The 19,945-nt window shown below is 62.9% G+C and carries 14 protein-coding genes and 1 pseudogene; 9 read left to right on the top strand and 6 right to left on the bottom strand.

Annotated features, from left to right (window positions below):
• Window positions 1-2 precede the first annotated feature (2 nt).
• From ACSVIE_RS06515 to ACSVIE_RS06530, 4 genes are all read left to right on the top strand, one after another.
• Window positions 3-1,604, top strand: a complete 1,602-nt coding sequence (locus tag ACSVIE_RS06515) for an MFS transporter (RefSeq protein WP_442423366.1) — start codon at window positions 3-5, stop codon at window positions 1,602-1,604.
• Window positions 1,605-1,624: 20 nt separating this feature from the next.
• A complete protein-coding gene (locus ACSVIE_RS06520; RefSeq protein WP_426005764.1) occupies window positions 1,625-3,256 on the top strand; it encodes a GMC oxidoreductase in 1,632 nt (543 codons plus the stop codon).
• 200 nt (window positions 3,257-3,456) lie between these two features.
• Window positions 3,457-3,831, top strand: coding sequence for a MarR family winged helix-turn-helix transcriptional regulator (locus tag ACSVIE_RS06525; protein ID WP_426007475.1), 375 nt, complete (start codon window positions 3,457-3,459; stop codon window positions 3,829-3,831).
• A complete protein-coding gene (locus ACSVIE_RS06530; protein WP_426005766.1) occupies window positions 3,828-5,090 on the top strand; it encodes an MFS transporter in 1,263 nt (420 codons plus the stop codon). The genes ACSVIE_RS06525 and ACSVIE_RS06530 overlap by 4 nt, the downstream gene beginning before the upstream one ends.
• Window positions 5,091-5,146: 56 nt before the next feature.
• Here ACSVIE_RS06530 and ACSVIE_RS06535 read toward each other — a convergent pair whose 3' ends face one another.
• Together ACSVIE_RS06535 and ACSVIE_RS06540 are read right to left on the bottom strand one after the other, a co-directional pair.
• Complete coding sequence (locus ACSVIE_RS06535; protein ID WP_442423367.1) at window positions 5,147-6,511, bottom strand: MFS transporter; 1,365 nt, start codon at window positions 6,509-6,511, stop codon at window positions 5,147-5,149.
• 192 nt (window positions 6,512-6,703) lie between these two features.
• A complete protein-coding gene (locus ACSVIE_RS06540) occupies window positions 6,704-7,540 on the bottom strand; it encodes a helix-turn-helix transcriptional regulator (RefSeq protein WP_442423368.1) in 837 nt (278 codons plus the stop codon).
• An 85-nt stretch (window positions 7,541-7,625) separates the two neighbouring features.
• On the opposite strand from ACSVIE_RS06540, the gene ilvD reads away from it, so the two are divergent.
• On the top strand, window positions 7,626-9,488 hold the full coding sequence (gene ilvD, locus ACSVIE_RS06545; RefSeq protein ID WP_442423369.1) for a dihydroxy-acid dehydratase: 1,863 nt from the start codon (window positions 7,626-7,628) through the stop codon (window positions 9,486-9,488).
• Between the two features lie 88 nt (window positions 9,489-9,576).
• Here the strand turns inward: ilvD and ACSVIE_RS06550 are convergent, their stop codons facing one another.
• Window positions 9,577-11,079 carry an ArnT family glycosyltransferase gene (locus ACSVIE_RS06550; RefSeq protein WP_442423370.1) on the bottom strand — a complete coding sequence of 501 codons (1,503 nt, stop codon included), beginning with the start codon at window positions 11,077-11,079 and terminating at the stop codon, window positions 9,577-9,579.
• Between the two features lie 238 nt (window positions 11,080-11,317).
• Between ACSVIE_RS06550 and ACSVIE_RS06555 the strand changes: the two genes are divergently transcribed.
• The 3 genes and pseudogenes from ACSVIE_RS06555 to ACSVIE_RS06565 all read left to right on the top strand — a co-directional run bounded on the left by ACSVIE_RS06555 (window position 11,318) and on the right by ACSVIE_RS06565 (window position 15,370).
• A complete protein-coding gene (locus ACSVIE_RS06555) occupies window positions 11,318-12,616 on the top strand; it encodes a cation:proton antiporter (RefSeq protein WP_426005772.1) in 1,299 nt (432 codons plus the stop codon).
• A gap of 153 nt (window positions 12,617-12,769) precedes the next feature.
• Window positions 12,770-14,041 carry a flavin-containing monooxygenase gene (locus ACSVIE_RS06560; protein WP_442423371.1) on the top strand — a complete coding sequence of 424 codons (1,272 nt, stop codon included), beginning with the start codon at window positions 12,770-12,772 and terminating at the stop codon, window positions 14,039-14,041.
• Between the two features lie 217 nt (window positions 14,042-14,258).
• Window positions 14,259-15,370: pseudogene (locus ACSVIE_RS06565) on the top strand (IS110 family transposase).
• Between the two features lie 68 nt (window positions 15,371-15,438).
• On the opposite strand, the gene ACSVIE_RS06570 reads toward ACSVIE_RS06565, so the two are convergent.
• The 3 genes from ACSVIE_RS06570 to ACSVIE_RS06580 all read right to left on the bottom strand — a co-directional run bounded on the left by ACSVIE_RS06570 (window position 15,439) and on the right by ACSVIE_RS06580 (window position 18,922).
• On the bottom strand, window positions 15,439-16,371 hold the full coding sequence (locus tag ACSVIE_RS06570) for a trypsin-like serine protease (RefSeq protein ID WP_442423372.1): 933 nt from the start codon (window positions 16,369-16,371) through the stop codon (window positions 15,439-15,441).
• Window positions 16,372-17,310: 939 nt separating this feature from the next.
• On the bottom strand, window positions 17,311-18,360 hold the full coding sequence (locus ACSVIE_RS06575) for a CU044_5270 family protein (RefSeq protein WP_426005776.1): 1,050 nt from the start codon (window positions 18,358-18,360) through the stop codon (window positions 17,311-17,313).
• Window positions 18,326-18,922: an RNA polymerase sigma factor gene (locus tag ACSVIE_RS06580; protein ID WP_426005777.1), complete on the bottom strand. Its 597-nt coding sequence runs from the start codon at window positions 18,920-18,922 to the stop codon at window positions 18,326-18,328. Before ACSVIE_RS06580 ends, ACSVIE_RS06575 begins: the two co-directional genes overlap by 35 nt.
• 271 nt (window positions 18,923-19,193) lie before the next feature.
• Here ACSVIE_RS06580 and ACSVIE_RS06585 point away from each other — a divergent pair, with 271 nt between their 5' ends.
• Complete coding sequence (locus tag ACSVIE_RS06585; RefSeq protein WP_426005778.1) at window positions 19,194-19,793, top strand: recombinase family protein; 600 nt, start codon at window positions 19,194-19,196, stop codon at window positions 19,791-19,793.
• Window positions 19,794-19,945: the final 152 nt, after the last annotated feature.

A 19,945-nucleotide genomic window follows, 5' to 3' on the forward strand; every position in this document is an offset into this window, starting at 1 on the left:
GAATGGAAGTGGCGTCGGGATCCCTGGGTGGATCCGTTCCCGGCAGTGAGGATGCTGCCGGGGCACAACCCGTCGCGTCGACGGCCCGATCGTTCGGGCAGAACACCATGCCACTTTCACCCTTAAGACTTCGCTTCCTTGTTGCCTCCCTGCTGACCGTGTCCTTCCTGGGGGCACTTGACCACACCGTTGTCTCCACCTCGCTGGCTACCATCGCCGGCGAACTCGGAGCCTTGGAACTCATGGGCTGGGTGGTGGTCGGGTACACCCTGGCCAGCACGGTCCTGCTGCCGGTCCTGGGGAAACTCGGAGATGTGCTGGGTCCGCGCCGGGTCTTCCTGGTCTCCCTGCTCGTGTTCCTGCTGGCCTCGCTCGCGTGCGGATTTGCGCAGGACATGACGTGGTTGATTGTTGCGCGGGTGGTCCAGGGCATGAGCTCGGCCGGGCTGCAGCTCATGTCCCAAACCATCATTGCCAAGGTCACCACTCCCCGGGAGCGCCCGCGGTACATGGCCATCATCGGCGCCGCATTTCCGATCGCCATCCTGGTGGGCCCGGTCCTCGGCGGAGTCATCACCGATTATTGGGGCTGGGCCTGGGTCTTCTGGATCAATATCCCGGTGGGCCTCGTTGCCCTGGCGTTTGCGTTCGCGGCGGTTCCGCGGCTGGAACGCGGACAGATTCCCCGCCACTACGACGTCGCCGGTGCCGCCACGTTCACTGTGGGGCTCGTGTTCCTTGTCCTTGGCGTCACGTGGGCTGCTGAACGCAGCGGTGGCGTCCAGGCTGTTGCCGCACTGGTGGCCGCGGCGGTGGCGCTGCTGGCATTCTTCATCATCGAGGTCCAGGCACCTGAACCACTCGTCCCCCTTCGGTTCTTTGCCAACCGCACCATAGCCGCAGGCACCGCGCTCTCGGCGATCATCGGCGTCGGGCTCTTCTCCATTACCGCCTACCTGCCCACGTACTTCCAGATGGCGTACCAGGTCAGCGCAACCGTCTCCGGGCTGGTGCCCATAGCAACAGTCCTGGGCATGCTAGTGAGCAACCTGTTGACGGGGTGGCTGGCCAGCCGAACGGGCCGGTACCGCGTCTTCCCGATCATCGGGACGTGCATGGGCGCGGCAGGCCTGTTCATGATGGCGGGCCTGCCCGCCGGACTTCCGCTCTGGGTGCCCATGCTTGTCATGGCCGTGGTGGGGATGGGTACAGGCTCCTTCATGAGCCTGATCGTCGCAGTCGTCCAGAGTGCCGCCCCGGACAGCCAGACCGGTGCGATCACGGCATCCATCAACCTGGTGCGCCAGGTCGGATCCACGGTTGCCACGGCCATCATCGGCGGCGGCATCGCGTTCGGAGTTGCCCGGCTGCTGCCCGCTGGAATCGACCCGGCGTCCCTGACCCCCCACGCAGTCCATCAAGCACCGGCGGCCACTCAGGACGCCGTCGCCGGAATCTACAGCCAGGTGTTCACGCCCATCTTCATCGCCCTGGCCGTTACGTACGCAATCGGCATCATCGCTGCCCTCCTGCTTCCGCACGGGCGCTTGTCTGATGAGCCGCGCACTGCCGCTTCCGAACTCGCCGAGCCCCTTTCGGCCTGACCTCCACGAAGGAGAAACCCATGACGTCACACCGCTCCCCGAACCCGACCATTGCAGTAGTTGGCAGTGGCCCCATTGGCTCCACCTACGCCCGTTTGCTGGTGGAAGGCATCCCGGACGCCAAGGTCATCATGTTCGAGGCAGGCCCGCAGCTGACGGACCGGCCCGGCGAAAGCGTCCGCAACATCGTCGACGCCGACGCCAAGGCCCGTGCCCGCGAAATGTCGCAGGGTCCCCAAGCCGGCGCCTACCGCGAATCCCTCGGCATCCCGGCAGGGACTGTCACCGAAGGGATGTTCACTGCGCGCCAGGGTACCCATCTCCTGGACTTCGGTGGAACCGGATCGGCACACGCCGAGACCTTCCCGGCAGCAGCAGCGGCCACCAACGTCGGCGGCCAAGGTGCCCATTGGACCTGCGCCACGCCGTCGCCTGCCTTCAGCGAGAAGATTCCGTTCATCGACGATGCCGAGTGGGACAAGCTGATTGGCCAGGCCAAGGAACTGCTGCACGTCCAGGGCGCAGCCTTTGCCGATTCCGGAGTGGGAGCCGCCATCCGGTCCCTCCTGGAGGAGGAATTTGCCGGTGAGCTGCCGGAAGGCTACGGCGTAGGCACGCTTCCCGTTGCCGGTGACCCGCAGCCGGACGGGTCCATGCGCTGGGCCGGGGCCGACGTCGTCCTGGGGCCGCTCATCGACCCGGCATCGCCGTTGTCCCAGCGGTTCGAACTCCGCGACCTGACGCTGGTCCGCCGCGTGGAAACAACGGGAAACCGTACCACTGGCGTCACCGTGGAAGACCTCCGCACCGGGGCGTCCTCTTTCGTGGGAGCCGACGTAGTGGTGGTTGCGGCGGACGCCTTCCGTTCGCCGCAGCTGCTGTGGGCTTCGGGCATCCGCCCTGCTGCACTGGGCCACTACCTGACGGAGCACCCCGTGGTGATCTCCACGGTGGCCCTCGACGCAGAGAAGATGGAACGCTTCGCCAGCGAGTCCGACCTGGACGCAGAGCTCGCGCGTCGCGCGCAGAACCCGGTCGATCCCGTGGCAGCCGTCAACCGCATCCCCTTTTCCGAGCCGGACCACCCCTTCTCCGTCCAGGTGATGTACTCGGAGACGACCCCGTTCCCGATGCCCGCGGATGCACCCCGCGCTCAGAACCGCTGGGGCTACGTCAACATGGGCTACGGCTTGCGCAAGCACCCGCGCTTCGAGGACGGCGTCACGTTTGACGACAACGAACTGGACTACCGTGGCTTCCCGAACATGACAATCACGTACGCGCTCACGGACCGGGAGAACGCCGAGATCCAAGATGCCACCGCCCGTCTTCGGCGTGCAGGCAATGCCTTGGGCGAGTTCGTGGCCGAACCCCGGTTGATGCCGAATGGTTCCAGCCTCCACTACCAGGGCACTTTGCGGATGGGCGATTCCGACGACGGCACCTCCGTTGCGGACCCATGGTCCCGCGTGTGGGGCTACGACAACCTGGTGGTGGGCGGCAATGCATTGATCCCCACCGCGACGGCCATGAATCCGACGCTGATGAGCGTGGCCATCGCGGTTCGGGGAGCGCAGAAGGTGGTGGAAGGCCTGGCCGTTGGCGCCGGGGAATTCATTACCCGGGAGCAAACGGTTAGCGCGTCCGCCTGAGCCGCCCGCGTCCGCCTCATCACATTCAATGGACAGCCTCCTGAGGAAGGGAGCATAATAGTTAGCGGAGCTAATTAGCACTGCTAACTATTTTGCCAACCTCAGGAGGCGCCTCCATAGTGACCACGGCCCACGCAGCAACACACCCGGAAAAAACCGTTCAGCCCGACACCCTCGCCATCGAACTCCGCACCGCGGTGATGCGCACGTCCCGCCGCCTGCGCATCGAAGCGACCGGCGACGTCATCACCCCCGGCCAGTACACCGTGCTCGCCCACCTCAGCAATGGGTCGCAGACCCTCAGGGAACTCGCCGAACGTGAGCACGTACAAGCGCCCTCTATGACCCGCATTGTCAACGCCCTGACCGAACAAGGCTTCGCCTCACGGCAGGCCCACCCGGGCGACGGACGCCAGGTCCAGATCAGCATCACCCCCGCAGGGCAGGAAGTCCTGGCCGAGGCACGCAGCCAACGGACCGCCTGGTTGGCGCAGCGCGTAGCAGGCTTGAACGATGAGGACCGGCAGATACTCAGCCGCGCCGCGCACATCATGCAGGAAATGAGTGCCAAATGAGCGCCATGTTCCAGGCACTGGAGAACCGCAACTACCGGATGTGGGCCGGCGGCGCCCTGGTCTCCAACATCGGCACGTGGATGCAACGCGTGGCCCAGGATTGGTTGGTCCTGACTGTCCTGACCAACCACTCGGGAACGGCCGTCGGTATCACCACCGCACTGCAGTTCCTGCCCATGTTGTTGCTGGGCCCCTACGCCGGCGTCCTTGCCGACCGCTACCGGAAACGCGTGATCCTGCTATGGACGCAAACGGCCATGGGCATTTGCGGATTGATCGTCGGCCTCCTGGTGGTTACCGGGGTGGCCCAGTTGTGGCATGTGTACATCGCTGCGGCAGCCTTGGGGGTCGCTGCCGCCATGGATGCGCCGGCCCGGCAGGCCTTCGTTTCCGAACTTGTGGGGCCGGACAAGATCGCCAATGCCGTTGCCCTCAACTCGGCGTCCTTCAACAGTGCGAGGCTCACGGGTCCGGCCATCGCCGGAATGCTCATTGCCTGGATCGGTACGGGGCCGGTCTTCCTTCTCAATGCAGTGAGCTTCGTTGCCGTCATCCTCTCCCTTGTCCGGGTCAAGGTCTCCCAACTCGAGCCGTCGACCCCCGTTGCCCGGGGCAAACACCAGTTCATTGACGGTCTCAGCTATGTCCGTGAGCGCCCTGACCTGGTCCTCATCATGGTCATGGTGGGGCTCCTCGGCGCCTTCGGGATGAACTTCCCGGTGACCAACTCCCTGATGGCGACGGCCGAGTTCGGCATGGGGCCCGAGGAATTCGGCGTCCTTGGTTCCATCATGGCGGTCGGGACCCTCGCCGGTGCGCTGCTCGCAGCCCGGCGTTCCGGACCCCGCCTCCGCTTCATGCTCGGCGGAGCCCTGTTCCTTGGCGCCTTCACGCTGCTGGCGAGCGTGGCGCCGTCGTTCTGGATTTATGCCGTTGTCCTGATTCCGGTGGGGTTGGCGTCCATCACGTTCCTCAACAGCTGCAACACCACCATCCAACTCTCTGTCGAACCCCAATTCCGCGGACGCGTGCTGGCCCTCTACCTTGCGATCCTCCAAGGAGGGACAGCGATCGGTGCGCCACTGATGGGCTGGATCGGCACGGAGTTCGGTGCGCGGTGGTCGGTGGCGGCGGGCGGTGCGATCGTCCTGGTGACCGGCGTGGCCGCCGTCGTCCTTGTCAGCCGGCGCAACCACGTGACCTTCCGCCAGCAACTGCGTGGCGCCTGGCAGCGGAAACGCGCGGCAGAAGCGTCCTGAGGCCTTTCATTTCCGACGGCGGCACTTGCGTTCTGATTGCCGGGCGACTGGAGGCCCTAGCGAGCCTCCAACTCGTCCAGCGTCTTGCCTTTCGTGTCAGGGGACATCAATGTGGCCACGGCGGAGACGATGCAAATGCCGAGCGTCGTCAGGCCGATCACCAAGGGGATATTCGCCGAGCCCGGCGGAGCGATGGCCGTGAAGAGGCTCGGGAAGAAGGAGGCGATCATGAGCCCGATGTTTTGGGAAACTGCAAAGCCAGTGACGCGCATCCGCATGGGGAACTGCTCCTGGAAGAACGTTGCGAACGTCCCGTTCCACATCTGGAAGAAGATGCCTTGGACGATCACCACGCACACAAACACCAACGGCAGGCTGCCCAGCTGGATGGCATACAGGTAGCCCATGGTGAGCAGGCCACCGACGATGCCGCCGGCCACCATCAGGGTCCGCCGGCCAATGCGGTCGGACAGTGCCCCGAAGACTGGAATGGTGACCACCGCTGCCACGTTCGCTGCCATGGTGACCCAAAGGAATTCGCTGCTGGAGAAGCCAATGCCGTAGCCCTTTTGGGTGGCGAAGGAAACGCCGAAGATGAGCGTGGCCATGCCGATGACGTTGGTGAACGTCATGGCGATGCAGCGGACCAGGACCCATGGGTGGGTACGGAGCAGATCGACGAACGGGAAGCGGCGCTTGGCCGGGGCAGCCTCGGACTGCGCAAGATAGGCGGGCGGTTCCTGGACCCGGCGGCGGATGACGTAGCCGGCAATGATCACCACGGCGCTGAGCAGGAACGGAATGCGCCAGCCCCAGGAGTGGAAGTCCTCGTCAGGAAGCAGGGACGCCAGCGGGATCAGGACCGCTGTTGCCAGGATGGAACCCACCTGGGTCCCTTGCAGACTGAAGCTCGCGAAGAAGCCGCGGCGGGCGTCGGGGGAGTGCTCCACGATCATCGCGCTGGCTCCGCCAAGTTCGCCCGCCACAGCGAAGCCCTGGACCAGACGGAGGACCACCAGCAGGATCGGAGCCAGGAGGCCCACCTGTCCGTAGGTGGGCAGCAGGCCCACGGCAAACGTGGCAAAGCCCATCAGCAGCATCGCAACCACAAGGACCTGCTTGCGGCCATGCTTGTCACCGTAGGCGCCAAGCACCACGGCGCCCAGGGGCCGGGAGACGTAACCCACCGCGTAGGTGGCGAGGGAGGCAATGATGCCAACGGTCGGGTTGTCCGCAGGGAAGAAGATGGTGGGGAACAGCAACGTTGCTGCCAGCGAGTACAGCGCGAAGTCGTAATACTCCAGTGCGCTTCCGATCCACCCGCTCATCGCGGCTTTTTTGGGATCTTTCCGGCCGGGGCCGTTGTGGTGGGGTGCAGTCCCTGCGGTGGGCTGGACGTCCTTCCGGTGCATGACGTTCATTCGTGAGTCTCCTTTGTCCGTCATTGGCAAGGAACAAGAGCTTTCCCCGCACATCAACGTGAGGAGGGTTACATCTTGAATCGATTCATAAATCATAGAACGTGACCTGCGCTACGTCAAAGGACATGCAGCACGACGGCGGGTGGTTGCGTCTTGGTACTCAGGCAACCACCCGCCGTCGGAGGCGTAACGCTACGCGCCCAACTCCATCAGCCGCGCGATCTGTTCCTCCGCCCCGCTCCCCGGCGCTGGCGTGTAAACCACCAGATGCAGGTCCGGCCTGTCCGACGGCGAAACCTGGTGATGCTCCAGGTGAAGGACGCCGACGGCGGGGTGATGAAAGAGGCGCTCGCGGGATTCGAAGCCCAGGATGTCGTACTGGTCCCAGCTTTCCTGGAATTCCGGGCTGGCTTCCTTGAGGCGTTCCACCTGGAATTTCACGTCGGGGTCTCCCAGGCGTTGGCCGGTCTCGGCCCGGAACTCGGCAAGGAAGCGCCGGCTGGTGACGTCCCAGTCCGGGAGCAGGTCGCGGACGTACGGGTCGGTGAAGACCAGCCACAACAGGTTCCGGTCACTCGCAGGAACCGTGGCGATGTTCGGATACAGCGCCGCGTACGCCTTGTTCCACCCCGCCACGCCCCAATCGGGGGAGAGGGCATAGGAGGGGTTCGGATCGAGGGCATCCAGGAGGCGCTGGACGTGCGGGGGAGCGCTTCCGGCCACGGGCGCGGTGGAAACCGAGGAAGCATAACCACCCAGGGACAACACGTAGGCCAGCCCGGTATCGGATAAGTGCAACGCCCGTGCGATGGCTTCCAGCACCTGCCGGGACGGGCTGATGTCACGGCCTTGCTCAAGCCAGGTGTACCAGGTGACGCTCACACCGGAGAGGAAGGCGACTTCCTCGCGCCGGAGTCCACGCTCGCGTTTGCGGGAAATCGGCGGAAGGCCGTATTCGGTGCGGAGTGCCTGATCCCGGCGGGCCCTCAGGAAGAGGCCCAGCTCCTTGCGTCTCTCCGAATCATGCACCCACAAATACTATTACTCTGGTACTCCTACTACTAGTATCAGGGCCGTCTTCTGCGGGGCTGACAAACACAGCAGGATGGTACTCATGCCTGCATTACGCTCTAAAACTGTCACCCACGGCCGCAACATGGCCGGCGCCCGCGCACTGCTGCGCGCGTCCGGCGTCGCCAACTCGGATATCGGCAAGCCGATCATCGCCGTAGCCAACTCCTTCACGGAGTTCGTTCCCGGCCACACCCACCTTGCCCCCGTGGGCCGGATCGTTTCCGATGCGATCCTCGCCGCAGGCGCCGTCCCGCGTGAGTTCAACACGATTGCCGTGGACGACGGCATCGCCATGGGCCACTCCGGCATGCTTTACTCCCTGCCCTCCCGCGACCTGATCGCCGACTCGGTGGAGTACATGGTCAACGCACACTGCGCTGATGCCCTGGTCTGCATCTCCAACTGCGACAAGATCACCCCCGGCATGCTCATGGCCGCGCTGCGCCTGAACATCCCTGTAGTGTTCGTCTCCGGCGGACCCATGGAGGCTGGCCGCGTGACCCTGACCGATGGTTCCGTACGCTCCCTGGACCTGGTGAACGCCATTGCCGATGCCGTGGACGAATCCATCTCCGATGAAGACATCAACCTCATCGAAGAGAACGCCTGCCCCACCTGTGGTTCCTGCTCGGGCATGTTCACCGCGAACTCCATGAACTGCCTCACCGAGGCCATCGGCCTGTCCCTGCCGGGCAACGGTTCCGTTCTTGCAACCCACACCGCCCGCAAGGCGCTGTATGAGAAGGCGGGCGCGACCGTCGTCGACCTCGTCAAGCGCTACTACGACGGCGACGACGAGTCGGTCCTGCCCCGCTCCATCGCCACCGCCAAGGCCTTCGACAACGCCATGGCCCTGGACATCTCCATGGGCGGTTCCACGAACACCATCCTGCACCTGCTGGCCGCTGCCCAGGAAGCAGGCGTGGACTATGGCCTGGCCGAGATGGATGCCAAGTCCCGCCAGGTTCCGTGCCTGGCCAAGGTGGCCCCGAACGTTGCCAAGGACAAGACCTACTACATGGAGGACGTGCACCGCGCCGGCGGCATCCCCGCGCTGCTGGGTGAGCTCAACCGCGGCGGGCTCCTCCACAAGGACGTCCACTCCGTACACTCCAACGACCTGGACGGCTGGCTGGACGACTGGGACATCCGCGGCGGCAAGGCGACCGAGGAAGCCCAGGCCCTGTGGCACGCTGCCCCCGGTGGCGTCCGTTCCTCCACGGCGTTCTCGCAGTCGAACGAATGGACCTCCCTGGACGTCGACGCCGAGGGTGGCTGCATCCGCTCGGTGGAGCACGCCTACTCCAAGGACGGCGGCCTGGCCGTGCTCCGCGGCAACATCGCCGTGGACGGTGCCGTGGTGAAGACCGCAGGCGTGGACGAGTCCATCTGGAAGTTCGAAGGCCCGGCGATCGTGTGCGAGTCGCAGGATGAGGCCGTGGAATTGATCCTGAACAAGACCGTGAAGGAAGGCGACGTGGTGGTCATCCGCTACGAAGGCCCCCGCGGCGGTCCGGGCATGCAGGAAATGCTCTACCCGACCTCGTTCCTCAAAGGCCGCGGCCTGGGCAAGAAGTGCGCCCTCATCACCGATGGCCGCTTCTCCGGCGGCACCTCCGGACTGTCGATCGGGCACATCTCTCCTGAGGCTGCTTCCGGCGGCGACATCGCCCTGGTGGAAAACGGCGACATCATCAGCATCGACATCACGCAGCGCTCGCTCCAGTTGCAGGTCTCCGACGAGATCCTGGCCGAACGACGCGAAAAGCTCCTGGTCAACGGCGGTTTCAAGCCCAAGAACCGTGACCGCCAGGTTTCCCCGGCTCTTCGGGCCTACGCCGCCATGGCGCTCTCCGCGGACAAGGGCGCAGTGCGCGATGTTTCCCTGGTGGAGAACCTCTAGGGGTACTGCGGCGGGTTAACGCACGACGGCGGCGGGTCGCCCGGGTTCCGAACGGAACCACGGGCGGCCCGCCGCTTTGTTCAGCACATCACCGGTAGCCGCCGGATACCGGCGGGAGCGTCTGGCCTGCCTCCACAGCGTCCTTGAGTTTTTCCCGGTCCAGTTTCCAGACGACGGTTTCCCCGTTGGTTGGCCCCGTGAACGTGAAGACGGGTTCGGCGTTGCCCGCCAGCCACACCAGGAGTTCAGGGGCTGCGAAGCCATAGCCCTGGCTGAGTTGCCTGCCCTGGGTGAGGACATACTGCGCGTCTTTGTCCCGGAGCGAGAGCAGCGACGGCAGGACTTCCCAGTGATCGCGGGGCAGCAGCGCGAATTCGCCGGTGACCGAGGTCAGCCCAACGGTCGCTGAGGCCGGGATGTTGTTGACCATCCACTCCCGGGCCCGGACCAGGCCATCGTCGGTGACCGTCCTTGCCTGTACCCCCAGAGCGAGCCCAACAATGACAACCGCCACCGTGGCGATGACGAAGGCCCGCCGGAGCCTTGGGCGCCACCGCATCAGCATTTCGACGGCGATCGGCGTGGAAACGAGGGCGGCCAGCACCACGCAATAACCGAACTGCTCCTCTGCTGCTCCGAAGAAGACGGAGTAGATTCCCATGAAGCCCGTAAACAGTGAGAACAATCCGATGGTGCGCCGGGTGGCAACTTTTGAGGTGGCCGCTACTGCCCCGGAGAGAATGGAAAGCCCCAGCAGCAGGTAGCTCGTTCCAAAGCGACCAGTCATTTCGATCAGCCGTCCCGCAAGATCCGCACTCGGAACGGCGTTGAAACCTGTCATCTGGACGGCCCCCAGGATCCGCAGGACACCGACCGATTTCTGGTCGAACCACTGCGGAAGCAGCCCGTTGGCCGCCACCCAGCCCATGTACGCCACATATGGAAGACTGGCGGACCCCATCATGCGCAGGGCCGTCAGGGGTGGAATGGTGTTCCTCCAGAACACGCCCGCAAGGAGCGGGACCAGGGTGAACACCACCGTCATGTCCTTGATGACGATTGCCAGTCCGAAAACCAGCCCCGCGCCGAGTTCCAGCCATAGACGCGGTCGTCGCCATTTCCGGTTCAGCAGCACTATCACCAGGAGCCACCCGGACACGACGGCCAACCCGGCGGGCGTTTCCATCATCAACCGGCCGTCCATGCGGAGGATGAAGGGGTCACTTGCCATGATGATGCCGGCTGCTGCTGCGGGCAGCACCCCCACCAGGCCTCGGACCAGAAGGCAACAGACCCCGACGGTTACCGCGCCGAGCACGGCGTTGACCCATCGTAACTGCAACGCGAGGTCCATAGGGTGGCCCTCAAGGCCAAACATGTTGATGACCCACGAGTTAAGGATGTAGGAGCCGGGAGGATGCAGGAAGAAAGGATTTCCGAGTATTGAGGGAACGGTTCCCTGCGCTATTTGTCCGGCCAGATCGGCATAGGTGATTTCGTCGATGAAGACGTCGTTTGCCCGGTGAACACCGGTGAATCGAAACAGCATCGCCAGGATGACCACGGATCCCACCACCCAGCCGTGACGCATGTGTTCCCCCATAATTATTGATTGCTTGCGATGTTCAAAAGTAGTTGAAAATTGCACGTCTGTCCTTTTTGAACGTCAAATACAAAAAGTACAAAAAACATTTCATTTATCGCGTCATGAAATAACTACCCCGCCCACTCAGCCGTAGCACCGCCTCAGCCGCCGGGGCTAAGCTACTGGGAACCGGCGCGGGTTGAGCCAACTGCCCTGCAAGCCGGTGCCACAGGAAGAAGCCCCTTTGTTCGAAGCCCCCAGCATCCTGTTCTTTGCGGCCGGCCTGGCGGTCCTCGCTGCCGCGGTGTTGCCCAAGCTGCTGCTCCGTATGCCGCTGTCCATGCCCATGGTGTTCCTTGGCAGCGGAATTCTGGCATTCGCCCTGCTTCCCGACCTGCCTGACCCGGACCCGGTTAAGTACGCCGATTTCACCATGCATCTGACCGAGGTATGCGTCATCATCTCGCTCATGGGTGCGGGGTTGGCGCTGGACCGGCCTTTCCGGTGGCGGGGGTGGTCCACCACATGGCGGCTGTTGGCGATCGTCATGCCCCTGAGCATCGTGGTGATGACCATGCTGGGGCTGTGGGTCCTGGGGCTGGGGCTGGCCTCGGCACTCCTGATCGGCGCTGCGTTGTCGCCCACCGATCCTGTGCTCGCCTCCGAAGTCCAGGTGGGAAAGCCGGCGGACACCGAGACGGACCCAGACGAGGATGAAGTCCGTTTTGCGCTCACCTCGGAGGCGGGGCTCAATGACGGCCTGGCTTTCCCGTTTGTCTACCTGGCCATTGCGATCAGCCTGGTGGGAGTGACGCCGGAAGCGGTGGGTCAATGGGCTGCGCTCGATATCCTCTGGCGCATGGTTGCGGGGGTGCTGGTGGGCTTCGGAACCGGGAAAGTCCTCAGCCGGCTCTTCTTTGCCTCCCCGATCCGCAGTTTCCGCCTGTCCGAGCATTCGGAGGGATTCGTGGCGCTGGCCGCCACGTTCCTTGCCTATGGCGCTACGGAGATGATCGAGGGCTACGGATTCGTCGCTGTCTTCGTGTGCGCCCTGACCATCAGAGCAGCCGAACGCCACCACTCTTATCACCAGGTGCTTCACGGTTACGTGGAGCAGCTTGAGCGGCTGATGACGATCGTGATTCTGGTCCTCCTGGGTGGCGCGATCGCCCGGGGAGTCCTGGACGGCATCGGCTGGGCGGAAGTGCTGGTGGCGCTGGTCTTCCTGGTGCTTGTGCGCCCGGCAGCGGGTTGGCTGGGGTTGCTGGGAGGCAAGACTGGACCGCGCGAGCGCCTGGCCATCTCCTACTTCGGCATCCGGGGCATAGGGTCGCTGTACTACGTGGCGTATGCCCTCAGCCACGGAAACTTCGACGGCGACCAGCACGCCTTGTGGGCCTTGGTTGCGTTGGTTGTTGCTTTGTCCGTGGTGGTCCACGGGGCCACCACGGCTCCGCTGATGCAGAGGCTGGACCGCCTGCGCGCTGACGAGGCCCGGCGGAAGCATGGCGACGAAAGCAGGGCGCCGCACACGGCGATCTAGATACATCGACAATTCAGATGCAGTTGCGCGAATTTATGCGCTATGCAGATGCACTGCGCGTGGCGAGAATGAATTAACCCCCACGAAATGGGCATCGCGGAGGTGCACGGTCATTGGTGCCGCCAGCACTCCGCCTGAATTTAGGGAGATCACATGACAAGCCAAGAGGTGGAGGTCCTCGTCGTCGGCGCAGGGCAGGCCGGAGTGGCCATGAGCGAGCACTTAAGCGACCGGGGCATCCATCACGTTGTCCTGGAGCGCCACCGGATTGCCGAACGCTGGAGGACCATGCGATGGGACTCGCTGGTGGCAAACGGGCCCGCGTGGCATGACCGGTTCCCCGGGCTGGAGTTCAGCGACCTGCAACCGGGCGAGTTCGCCTCAAAGGAGCAGGTTGCCGACTATTTTGCGGCCTATGCGGAGAAGATCGGTGCGCCGATCCGCTGCGGCGTGGAGGTTGCGTCGGTTCGCCGGAACACAGGTGCCCCCGGATTCCAGGTGGAAACGAGCGAAGGCAGCTACAACGCCCGTTACGTCGTGGCAGCAACCGGACCCTTCCAGCGGCCGGTGATTCCCGCCGTCGTGCCTGGCTCTGCGGCGGTGCAGCAGCTGCACTCAAGTTCCTACCGCAACCCTCACCAACTCCCGGAAGGTGCGGTGCTGGTGGTCGGTGCGGGATCGTCCGGAGTGCAGATCGCGGCGGAAATCCAGCGCTCCGGGCGGCAGGTCTACCTGTCGCTGGGGCCCCACGACCGTCCCCCGCGCAGCTACCGCGGCCGGGATTTCTGCTGGTGGCTTGGCGTCCTGGGCCTGTGGGATGCTTCTACTCCTCCACAGGGTGCCGAGCATGTCACCATCGCCGTCAGCGGCGCCGACGGCGGCCATACAGTGGACTTCCGGGAACTCGCCGAACAGGGCATCACCCTGGTGGGGCGCACTGAAGCGTACGACGGCGGAACCGTGCGTTTCGCGGACGACCTGCGGAAGAACGTCGCGAACGGTGATGCCCATTACCTGCAGTTGCTGGACGAGGCGGATGCCTATGTGGAGCGCAACGGCCTGGACCTCCCCGAGGAACCTGAGGCCCGTGCGATGCGGCCGGATCCGGAGTGCCTTAAGAATCCCCTGCAGGAACTGGACCTTGAAGCCGCCGGGGTGGCGTCGATTATCTGGGCTACCGGGTTCGTCCAGGACTACAGCTGGCTGGAAGTGGATGCCTTTGATGACAGGGGCAGGCCGCTCCAGCAGCGTGGTGTCTCCTCAGAGCCCGGTATCTACTTCCTCGGCTTGCCGTGGCAGTCGCGCCGTGGATCGAGCTTCATTTGGGGCGTGTGGCACGACGCCAAATATGTAGCGGACCAAATCGCCATCCAGCGCAGCTACCTGGCCCACAACGAGCAGGAGATGCTGGTGGCCGGCGTCTAGGACCTAAAAAACTACTGGCCCCTTGAGGGTGCACTACCCCCGACCTGTCCGCGCTGGGTGGAGCGGCCGGCATTGACCTGTTCCACGTCGGTGGCCTGATCAGAAGCTTGCCCAGCCTTTGGTGGTTGTGGCTCATCACAGTTTTGCCTCGAAGTGACTCCTCCCAGGTTCAACGCCGGCCGTCGTGCGGCCATTTTGCCCGTTCAATAAAAGGAGGGTGGCCGCGTTTACCATCGTTGCCCAAACCCGCCCATTTGTTATTGGCGTGACTGCCACGCCCGCACCCACAACTACGCCGTCATTGAGGCCAGTACCAGGCGACAGATCGCATGTGAGCAGTTCCCAACCACCCGGCCGGGATATCCCGCGCACTGGCTTGGGTAGGCGCAGGACAGGCGGCGACATGGGGTGTCTATGGGCAATTGAGGGTGTCGACACGTACGGGGCCCGTCTGGCCAAGGCAGTAACTGACGCCGGCTACGATGTCGCCGAAGCCCCACGTATGAACGCGCGGAATCGCCGGGGATCGGTAAATCCGACCCGCTGGACGCAGCCGCCCTCGGAACTGCTGTCCTCGGGCTGGAGGATGCTCAGCTCCGGTCTCCGCGGAGGGGCGAAGGAACCCGTGCAAGACTCAGGATCCTCAGTGCTACCCGGGACCAATTGACCCGCGATCGGACGCTCAATGTCAATGCACTCCTGGCTTTGCTGCGGGCCCACGATCTTGGGTTCGATGCCCGTAAAGCATTAGTTCCCGCGCAGATCGCCACAATTGCCAGGTGGCGGGAACGAAAGGAGCCTCTGGAACTCTCGATCGCGCGCGAGGAAGCCATTCGGTTGGCTCGCCGTGTAGTTGAGGTGACCGAGCAGTTGGCCGCGAACCAGAAGCGCATGACCGAGCTGATCCAGCAATGCCCCGCGGCGCCGCTGTTGGAGATGGTCGGCGCCGGGGCCGTTTCGGTCGCCACTGTCCTGACAGCGTGGTCGCATCCAGGAAGGGTCCGCAGCGAAGCTGCCTTCGCCTCACTTGGTGGTGTGAATCCGTTGCCTGCATCAAGTGGCAACACTGTCCGGCACAGGCTCAACCGGGGCGGTGACAGGCGCCTCAACCGTGCCCTGCATACAATCACCATGACTCGGATGGTCCACGACCCGGGGACGCGGGAGTACGTCGCAAAACGCACCCAGGAAGGCCGGAGCTACCGCGAAATCCGTAGATCTCTCAAGCGCTACGTCGCCCGTACCCTCTACCGTCAACTCAACGCTCTTTACGTCACAGAGAAACCGGCGGTCACTCTCGCTCTCGCAAGAGTGACCGCCGGGCCCTGATGCTCCGGTCAGTGCATTCTAGGTGTTCGGAAAGGCAGTGCTCCTCCCGTCTACACTTCCGCTGAGTCTCAGTCGCGTATCAGCTCCACGCCGTCGGCGGCTGTAAGAACAGGTGGAAGCTCCTTGCTAGGGCTGGGAGGCAGCAGTTCCTCTTCAGCAACTGCTCCACGGGCTGCGTAGCTCGGCCAGAAGTTCATGCTGGCTCCCCACTGGCTCAAAAGAGTGTCGATGGGGATGTAGCAGCCAAGGGTGGAACCGTAATAGTTGATGGCGCCTACGTGCATCCCTACGGCGCGAAGGCCTTGACTGTCCTGCCGCCATACAGGGCCACCGGAGTCACCTCCGGCACGGGCGTAGTCGGCGCAGTAGGCAGTGACGCCGTCCCAGTTTTGGTACCGGTACTGGATTGTCCCTTCAGTCCAGCCTGTAGTATTTCCCATTTTTCCGACTCGGGTCAGGACGGTCTGCTCCGAGTTGGGCATTTTTCCCGTTACTTGACCGCTTCCGGGTGCATTTCCTGTGGTGGGATCGACGATGGTTTGGTACATGTCTACACCAGGATCGGCTCGAACAAGTCCTGAGTCACCGTCAGTGCTGTAGGCCTTTCGGTACGCCAGCGTCCCGAATCCGGCGCCGGTGCCGGATACTCGTTCGCCAACGTAAAAGCAGTGCCCTGCCGTCAGGATAAACGTTCCGCTCGTGCCGTAGATTACGTAGCTTCCGGTACACCAAGGCGACGTACCCTTGTACATTGGATGACCAACTAGGTAGTTGTACCACCCTGCGTGAGCCGGCTGCACGCCTATCACTACGACAAAAAGTGCTGCAACCAGGGCAGCGATCCCAGAGATCCCGCCCCTAATTAACTTCCACATGTTGCCCCCATGTTCTGATTCGAATAGCCGGGAATCCCGACTACGGCAGACTCTAACCCGCATATGAGACGTTCTGACTCCGCCACGCCCATTGACAATTATGGTGAATTGCCTTGGTGGACGCATTGAAACGCAGAGCCTGGGGCTACATCGCCAATGGCAACGACATGTAATTAGGTACTTGCAATACTCAGTACACTTCCAAATTGCACGTCAAGCTCTAGCGACTTACCTATAGTGCATTCGCGTGTTTCACCCGTATAGTCTTTCTATGGGGGGAAATAAGCATAGGTTGACAGCTGTAGGTGTCGTACTTTCGCTAGCGGTGGCCGTCGGCGCATGCGCAGCGCCAGCAACGTCCTCGACGCCGCCTGCTTTGCGTCTAGTCACCGTTGAAGCACATCAGCAAATGGCGATGGACGCGAGATTCTCAGGAACCCTGGAACTCGATGGTGAAGGCTGCGTGCACGCAAGGGCCTCCGGGGATGGGTCCCTGTTCACCCTTGTGTGGCCCCAGGGTTACGCGGTACGGGGTGATTCGAAGAGCTTTGAAATTGTCGATGCTAAGAAGAATGTTGTGGCAAGCTCCGGTTCACCCTTCGATGTCGGTGGGGGCCTTGTTGACACCGTATCCGACAGTTGGACGGAACGCGGTTGCGCTAAGGGTAGTCTTTGGGTGGTTGCGGAGTAACTCTGGATTTTAGGTGCTCCTGACAATAGGAGTGTCGCTATTCCTTCGTTGGCTTCCTAAATTTCTTCACTGAGATCTAGTAGCGAGCTGTCGATATTGCTCTTTACTTAACGTTCAGTTTGCTGTGGTTTTGGCGCGCAGATTCGAACAGCTAGCTGGATTGCAACAGCTTGCTTGCTAAACCCTGGAATCAGGATGGTGCGCTAAGGACGGTTCTTTTCGGCATTCTTTCGAGGCTTCAGGAGATCTCTCCGTCTCCAAAAGGACGAGAAGGCGTTGTGTGTGGATGGGCGGTCACCCCCCCGATGACGACCGCCCGTCCCAGGTTGTGTGCGTTCAAAAGCCTTAGCGAGCGGGAACATCGGGTGGATCGCTTAAAGGGTCGAATCGACCACGGAGGTCCGCAGCGAGGTCCAGGTGGTAACAGTCCCTGCAGGAAATCCTGGATAGTCCTTGAGTAGTACGGCTTGCTTCCCAATTACCAACCCGGTCTCGGGATCGATGACGATGTTGGATCCCGTAACCCCGTCCTGTGATGCGATGCCGATGGCTATGCCTGAGTGACCGTCGATCATTGCGTGTTTGTTGGTTACCGTGACGTTGGGAATAAGAGCAGCTGCCTTGTAAAGCGCAGCGCGGAGGTCAGCAGGGACGAAACCTGTCCCCAAACCTTCCGATATCGCCATGAAAGCCTCGTTGTCCGCAGACTTCCCAGTGGCTCTGGTACGTTCATAGACCAGATCCAGCAGAGTCCTCGGGTCTCGGGGTAAAGTCGAAGCTTCCTTCAATGACGTCCCAACGAGGACGGTGGGTTCTTTGCCGTTGAAGGTACCTCCCGGGGCACGCAGGATGCCGACTAACTCGGATTGCTCTTGGTCCTGTGTCTGCAGAGCCTCGCGAATCTCCTCTGGCAGAGGCTGGGCGTCACTCGGAGAGTCCAAAATCATGCGCGGCTCGTGATTCCAGACCCATTCGTCCGCCCTGTTCGCTGGCACGTACATCTGGCTGTTTGAGGTCCCCTGCCACTTCACCTTGCTTAGATCCGTAGCCTGCCCCCCGGACCCGATGACCGACTTTTTCTCAATCTTGAGGTATTGACCGGCGCCCACGACCGGGTCAGATGTCCGGATGGTTGCAGCAGCAGCATTGTTTAGCACCTCGGCCGCCTCCGCTGTCGCTCCCGGAGATCCGGGCCTAATGACATCTGAAATAACGATGCCTCCCACCACCAATGCGGCCGCAGCAGAAACGAACAGAGCGCGGCGTCGGAAACGGAGAGCAGTGACGGTTCCTTTTTGCTGCGGTGGTGGCGTGGACGAAGCTGTCACTTTGGCCATGACCTTTTCCCGGCCCCGGGCCAGGGTGGACGGCGGGGCGGAGCCCACGTCGTTACGCATCTCGCGGAGTAGTTGCAGGTCGTCCATGGTTGTTCTCCATTTCCGTAAGTCTTTCGAGGTTGAACTGGGATCGGAGCGTTTGCCGCGCACGGTTCAGACGAGAGCGGACCGTTCCTACAGGGACGCCCATGGCCTGGGCTATGCCTTCGTAGGTCAGGTCAGCCCATGCGTAGAGCAGTAGTGTTTCGCGATCGATGGCAGCCATGCTCCTGAGCGCCTGAGCAATGCGCCCGGTGGCCGCTTTGGCGTCAACCTCGGCGGCGATCCTCTCGGAGTCGTCAGTCAAGGCCTCACGTGAGGCAGACTTGGCTGCCACTCTCAGGACGTTGGCTTCCGCACGGTGATGTTGCCGAAGGAGGTTGGTCGCGATGCCGAACAACCATGGACGGGCATCATCCCGGGTGACGTCATAGCTATCCAGCTGTTCCCAAGCGACTAGAAACGTTTCTGAGGTAACGTCTTCGGCGGCAAACTCCCCGGCCCGTCTTGCCGCGTATCGGTAGATGGCTGGCGCATGCCGATCGTACAGCTCCCCGAAAACCGCAGGGCTGTCGCGGGACTGCCTGATGATGTCGCTGTCTGTGCTCACACTATGTATTGACCGCTCAAGGCAAAAGAGTTCACGCAGTAGTCCTTCTTCCCTCCCGTGGACCTCGGCCTCAGACTATCCGGAGCGTTCGGGCTTTGAATCCCCTGACCCGGTCAAATCGCCAATCAGTTGCAAAAACGAGCGTTTTTGATACAAGCGCCCTTGGCCCCCTCGACCGGGGAATTGGGGCCACCTGGCTGTCGCAGAAGGGAGTGCCGGTATCTACGTAGCGGATCTATCCCTGCGTCACGGGTATTGCTACGTTTAGCCCATGGGAGAGCTCCTCGGCTACGCCCGCACCTCCACCGCAGACCAGGACGCGGCCCTGCAACAGGACGCACTCACAGAGGCCGGATGCTACCGGATCTTCACCGACACGGCTTCCGTATCCTTTCAGTCCCGCCCCGAGCTAACCAAACTCCTGGACCAGCTCCGACCCGGTGACACTCTGGTCATATGGCGCCTGGACCGGCTAGGCCGATCCATTCGCCATCTCATCGACCAGATGGCTACCCTCCAGGACCGCGGCATCGGGTTCCGTTCCTTGCAGGAGCCATCGACACCACCAGGCGGTCAGCTGGTCTTCCACGTCTTCGCCGCCCTCGCCGAATTCGAACGCGATCTCACCCGAGAACGGACCAACGCCGGACTGAAGGCAGCCCGGGCTCGAGGACGCGCCGGGGGCAGGCCGTCGCTGCTGACCAGCGACAAGCTCCGTACCGCCCGCCGTCTGTACGAGCAGCAGGACATGACCGTCGAAAAGATCGGCGAGGTCCTCGGAGTCAGCCGCACCACCGTATACCGCGCCCTTCGACGCGAACCTGCCCCAGTACCGCCCCCACGCCGTGCGCGGAAGAAGGCCACCCAGTGAAGCCAGACGCGATGCTCTGACCGGAGCGCAGATAACCGCCTCGGTGTTGGCATCGGGTGTCTTGCGCGGCAGTTCACCTTCCGGTGCAGCATGCCGGCGCGGCAGCCCGCACCGGAATCGGTCCTCGCTCCGCTCGGGCTGTAGAAGCGTTT

It is taken from the genome of Paenarthrobacter sp. NCHU4564 (assembly GCF_052156435.1).
In the GTDB taxonomy this organism is placed as follows: domain Bacteria; phylum Actinomycetota; class Actinomycetes; order Actinomycetales; family Micrococcaceae; genus Arthrobacter.

Bases quoted from the DNA above. Each gene is read 5' to 3' on its own strand.
- ACSVIE_RS06515 (WP_442423366.1), top strand. From the start codon at position 3: ATGGAAGTGGCGTCGGGATCCCTGGGTGGATCCGTTCCCGGCAGTGAG.
- ACSVIE_RS06520 (WP_426005764.1), top strand. From the start codon at position 1,625: ATGACGTCACACCGCTCCCCGAACCCGACCATTGCAGTAGTTGGCAGT.
- ACSVIE_RS06525 (WP_426007475.1), top strand. From the start codon at position 3,457: ATGCGCACGTCCCGCCGCCTGCGCATCGAAGCGACCGGCGACGTCATC.
- ACSVIE_RS06530 (WP_426005766.1), top strand. From the start codon at position 3,828: ATGAGCGCCATGTTCCAGGCACTGGAGAACCGCAACTACCGGATGTGG.
- ACSVIE_RS06535 (WP_442423367.1), bottom strand. From the start codon at position 6,511: ATGAACGTCATGCACCGGAAGGACGTCCAGCCCACCGCAGGGACTGCA.
- ilvD (WP_442423369.1), top strand. From the start codon at position 7,626: ATGCCTGCATTACGCTCTAAAACTGTCACCCACGGCCGCAACATGGCC.
- ACSVIE_RS06550 (WP_442423370.1), bottom strand. From the start codon at position 11,079: ATGCGTCACGGCTGGGTGGTGGGATCCGTGGTCATCCTGGCGATGCTG.
- ACSVIE_RS06560 (WP_442423371.1), top strand. From the start codon at position 12,770: ATGACAAGCCAAGAGGTGGAGGTCCTCGTCGTCGGCGCAGGGCAGGCC.
- ACSVIE_RS06570 (WP_442423372.1), bottom strand. From the start codon at position 16,371: ATGCGTCCACCAAGGCAATTCACCATAATTGTCAATGGGCGTGGCGGA.
- ACSVIE_RS06575 (WP_426005776.1), bottom strand. From the start codon at position 18,360: ATGGACGACCTGCAACTACTCCGCGAGATGCGTAACGACGTGGGCTCC.
- ACSVIE_RS06585 (WP_426005778.1), top strand. From the start codon at position 19,194: ATGGGAGAGCTCCTCGGCTACGCCCGCACCTCCACCGCAGACCAGGAC.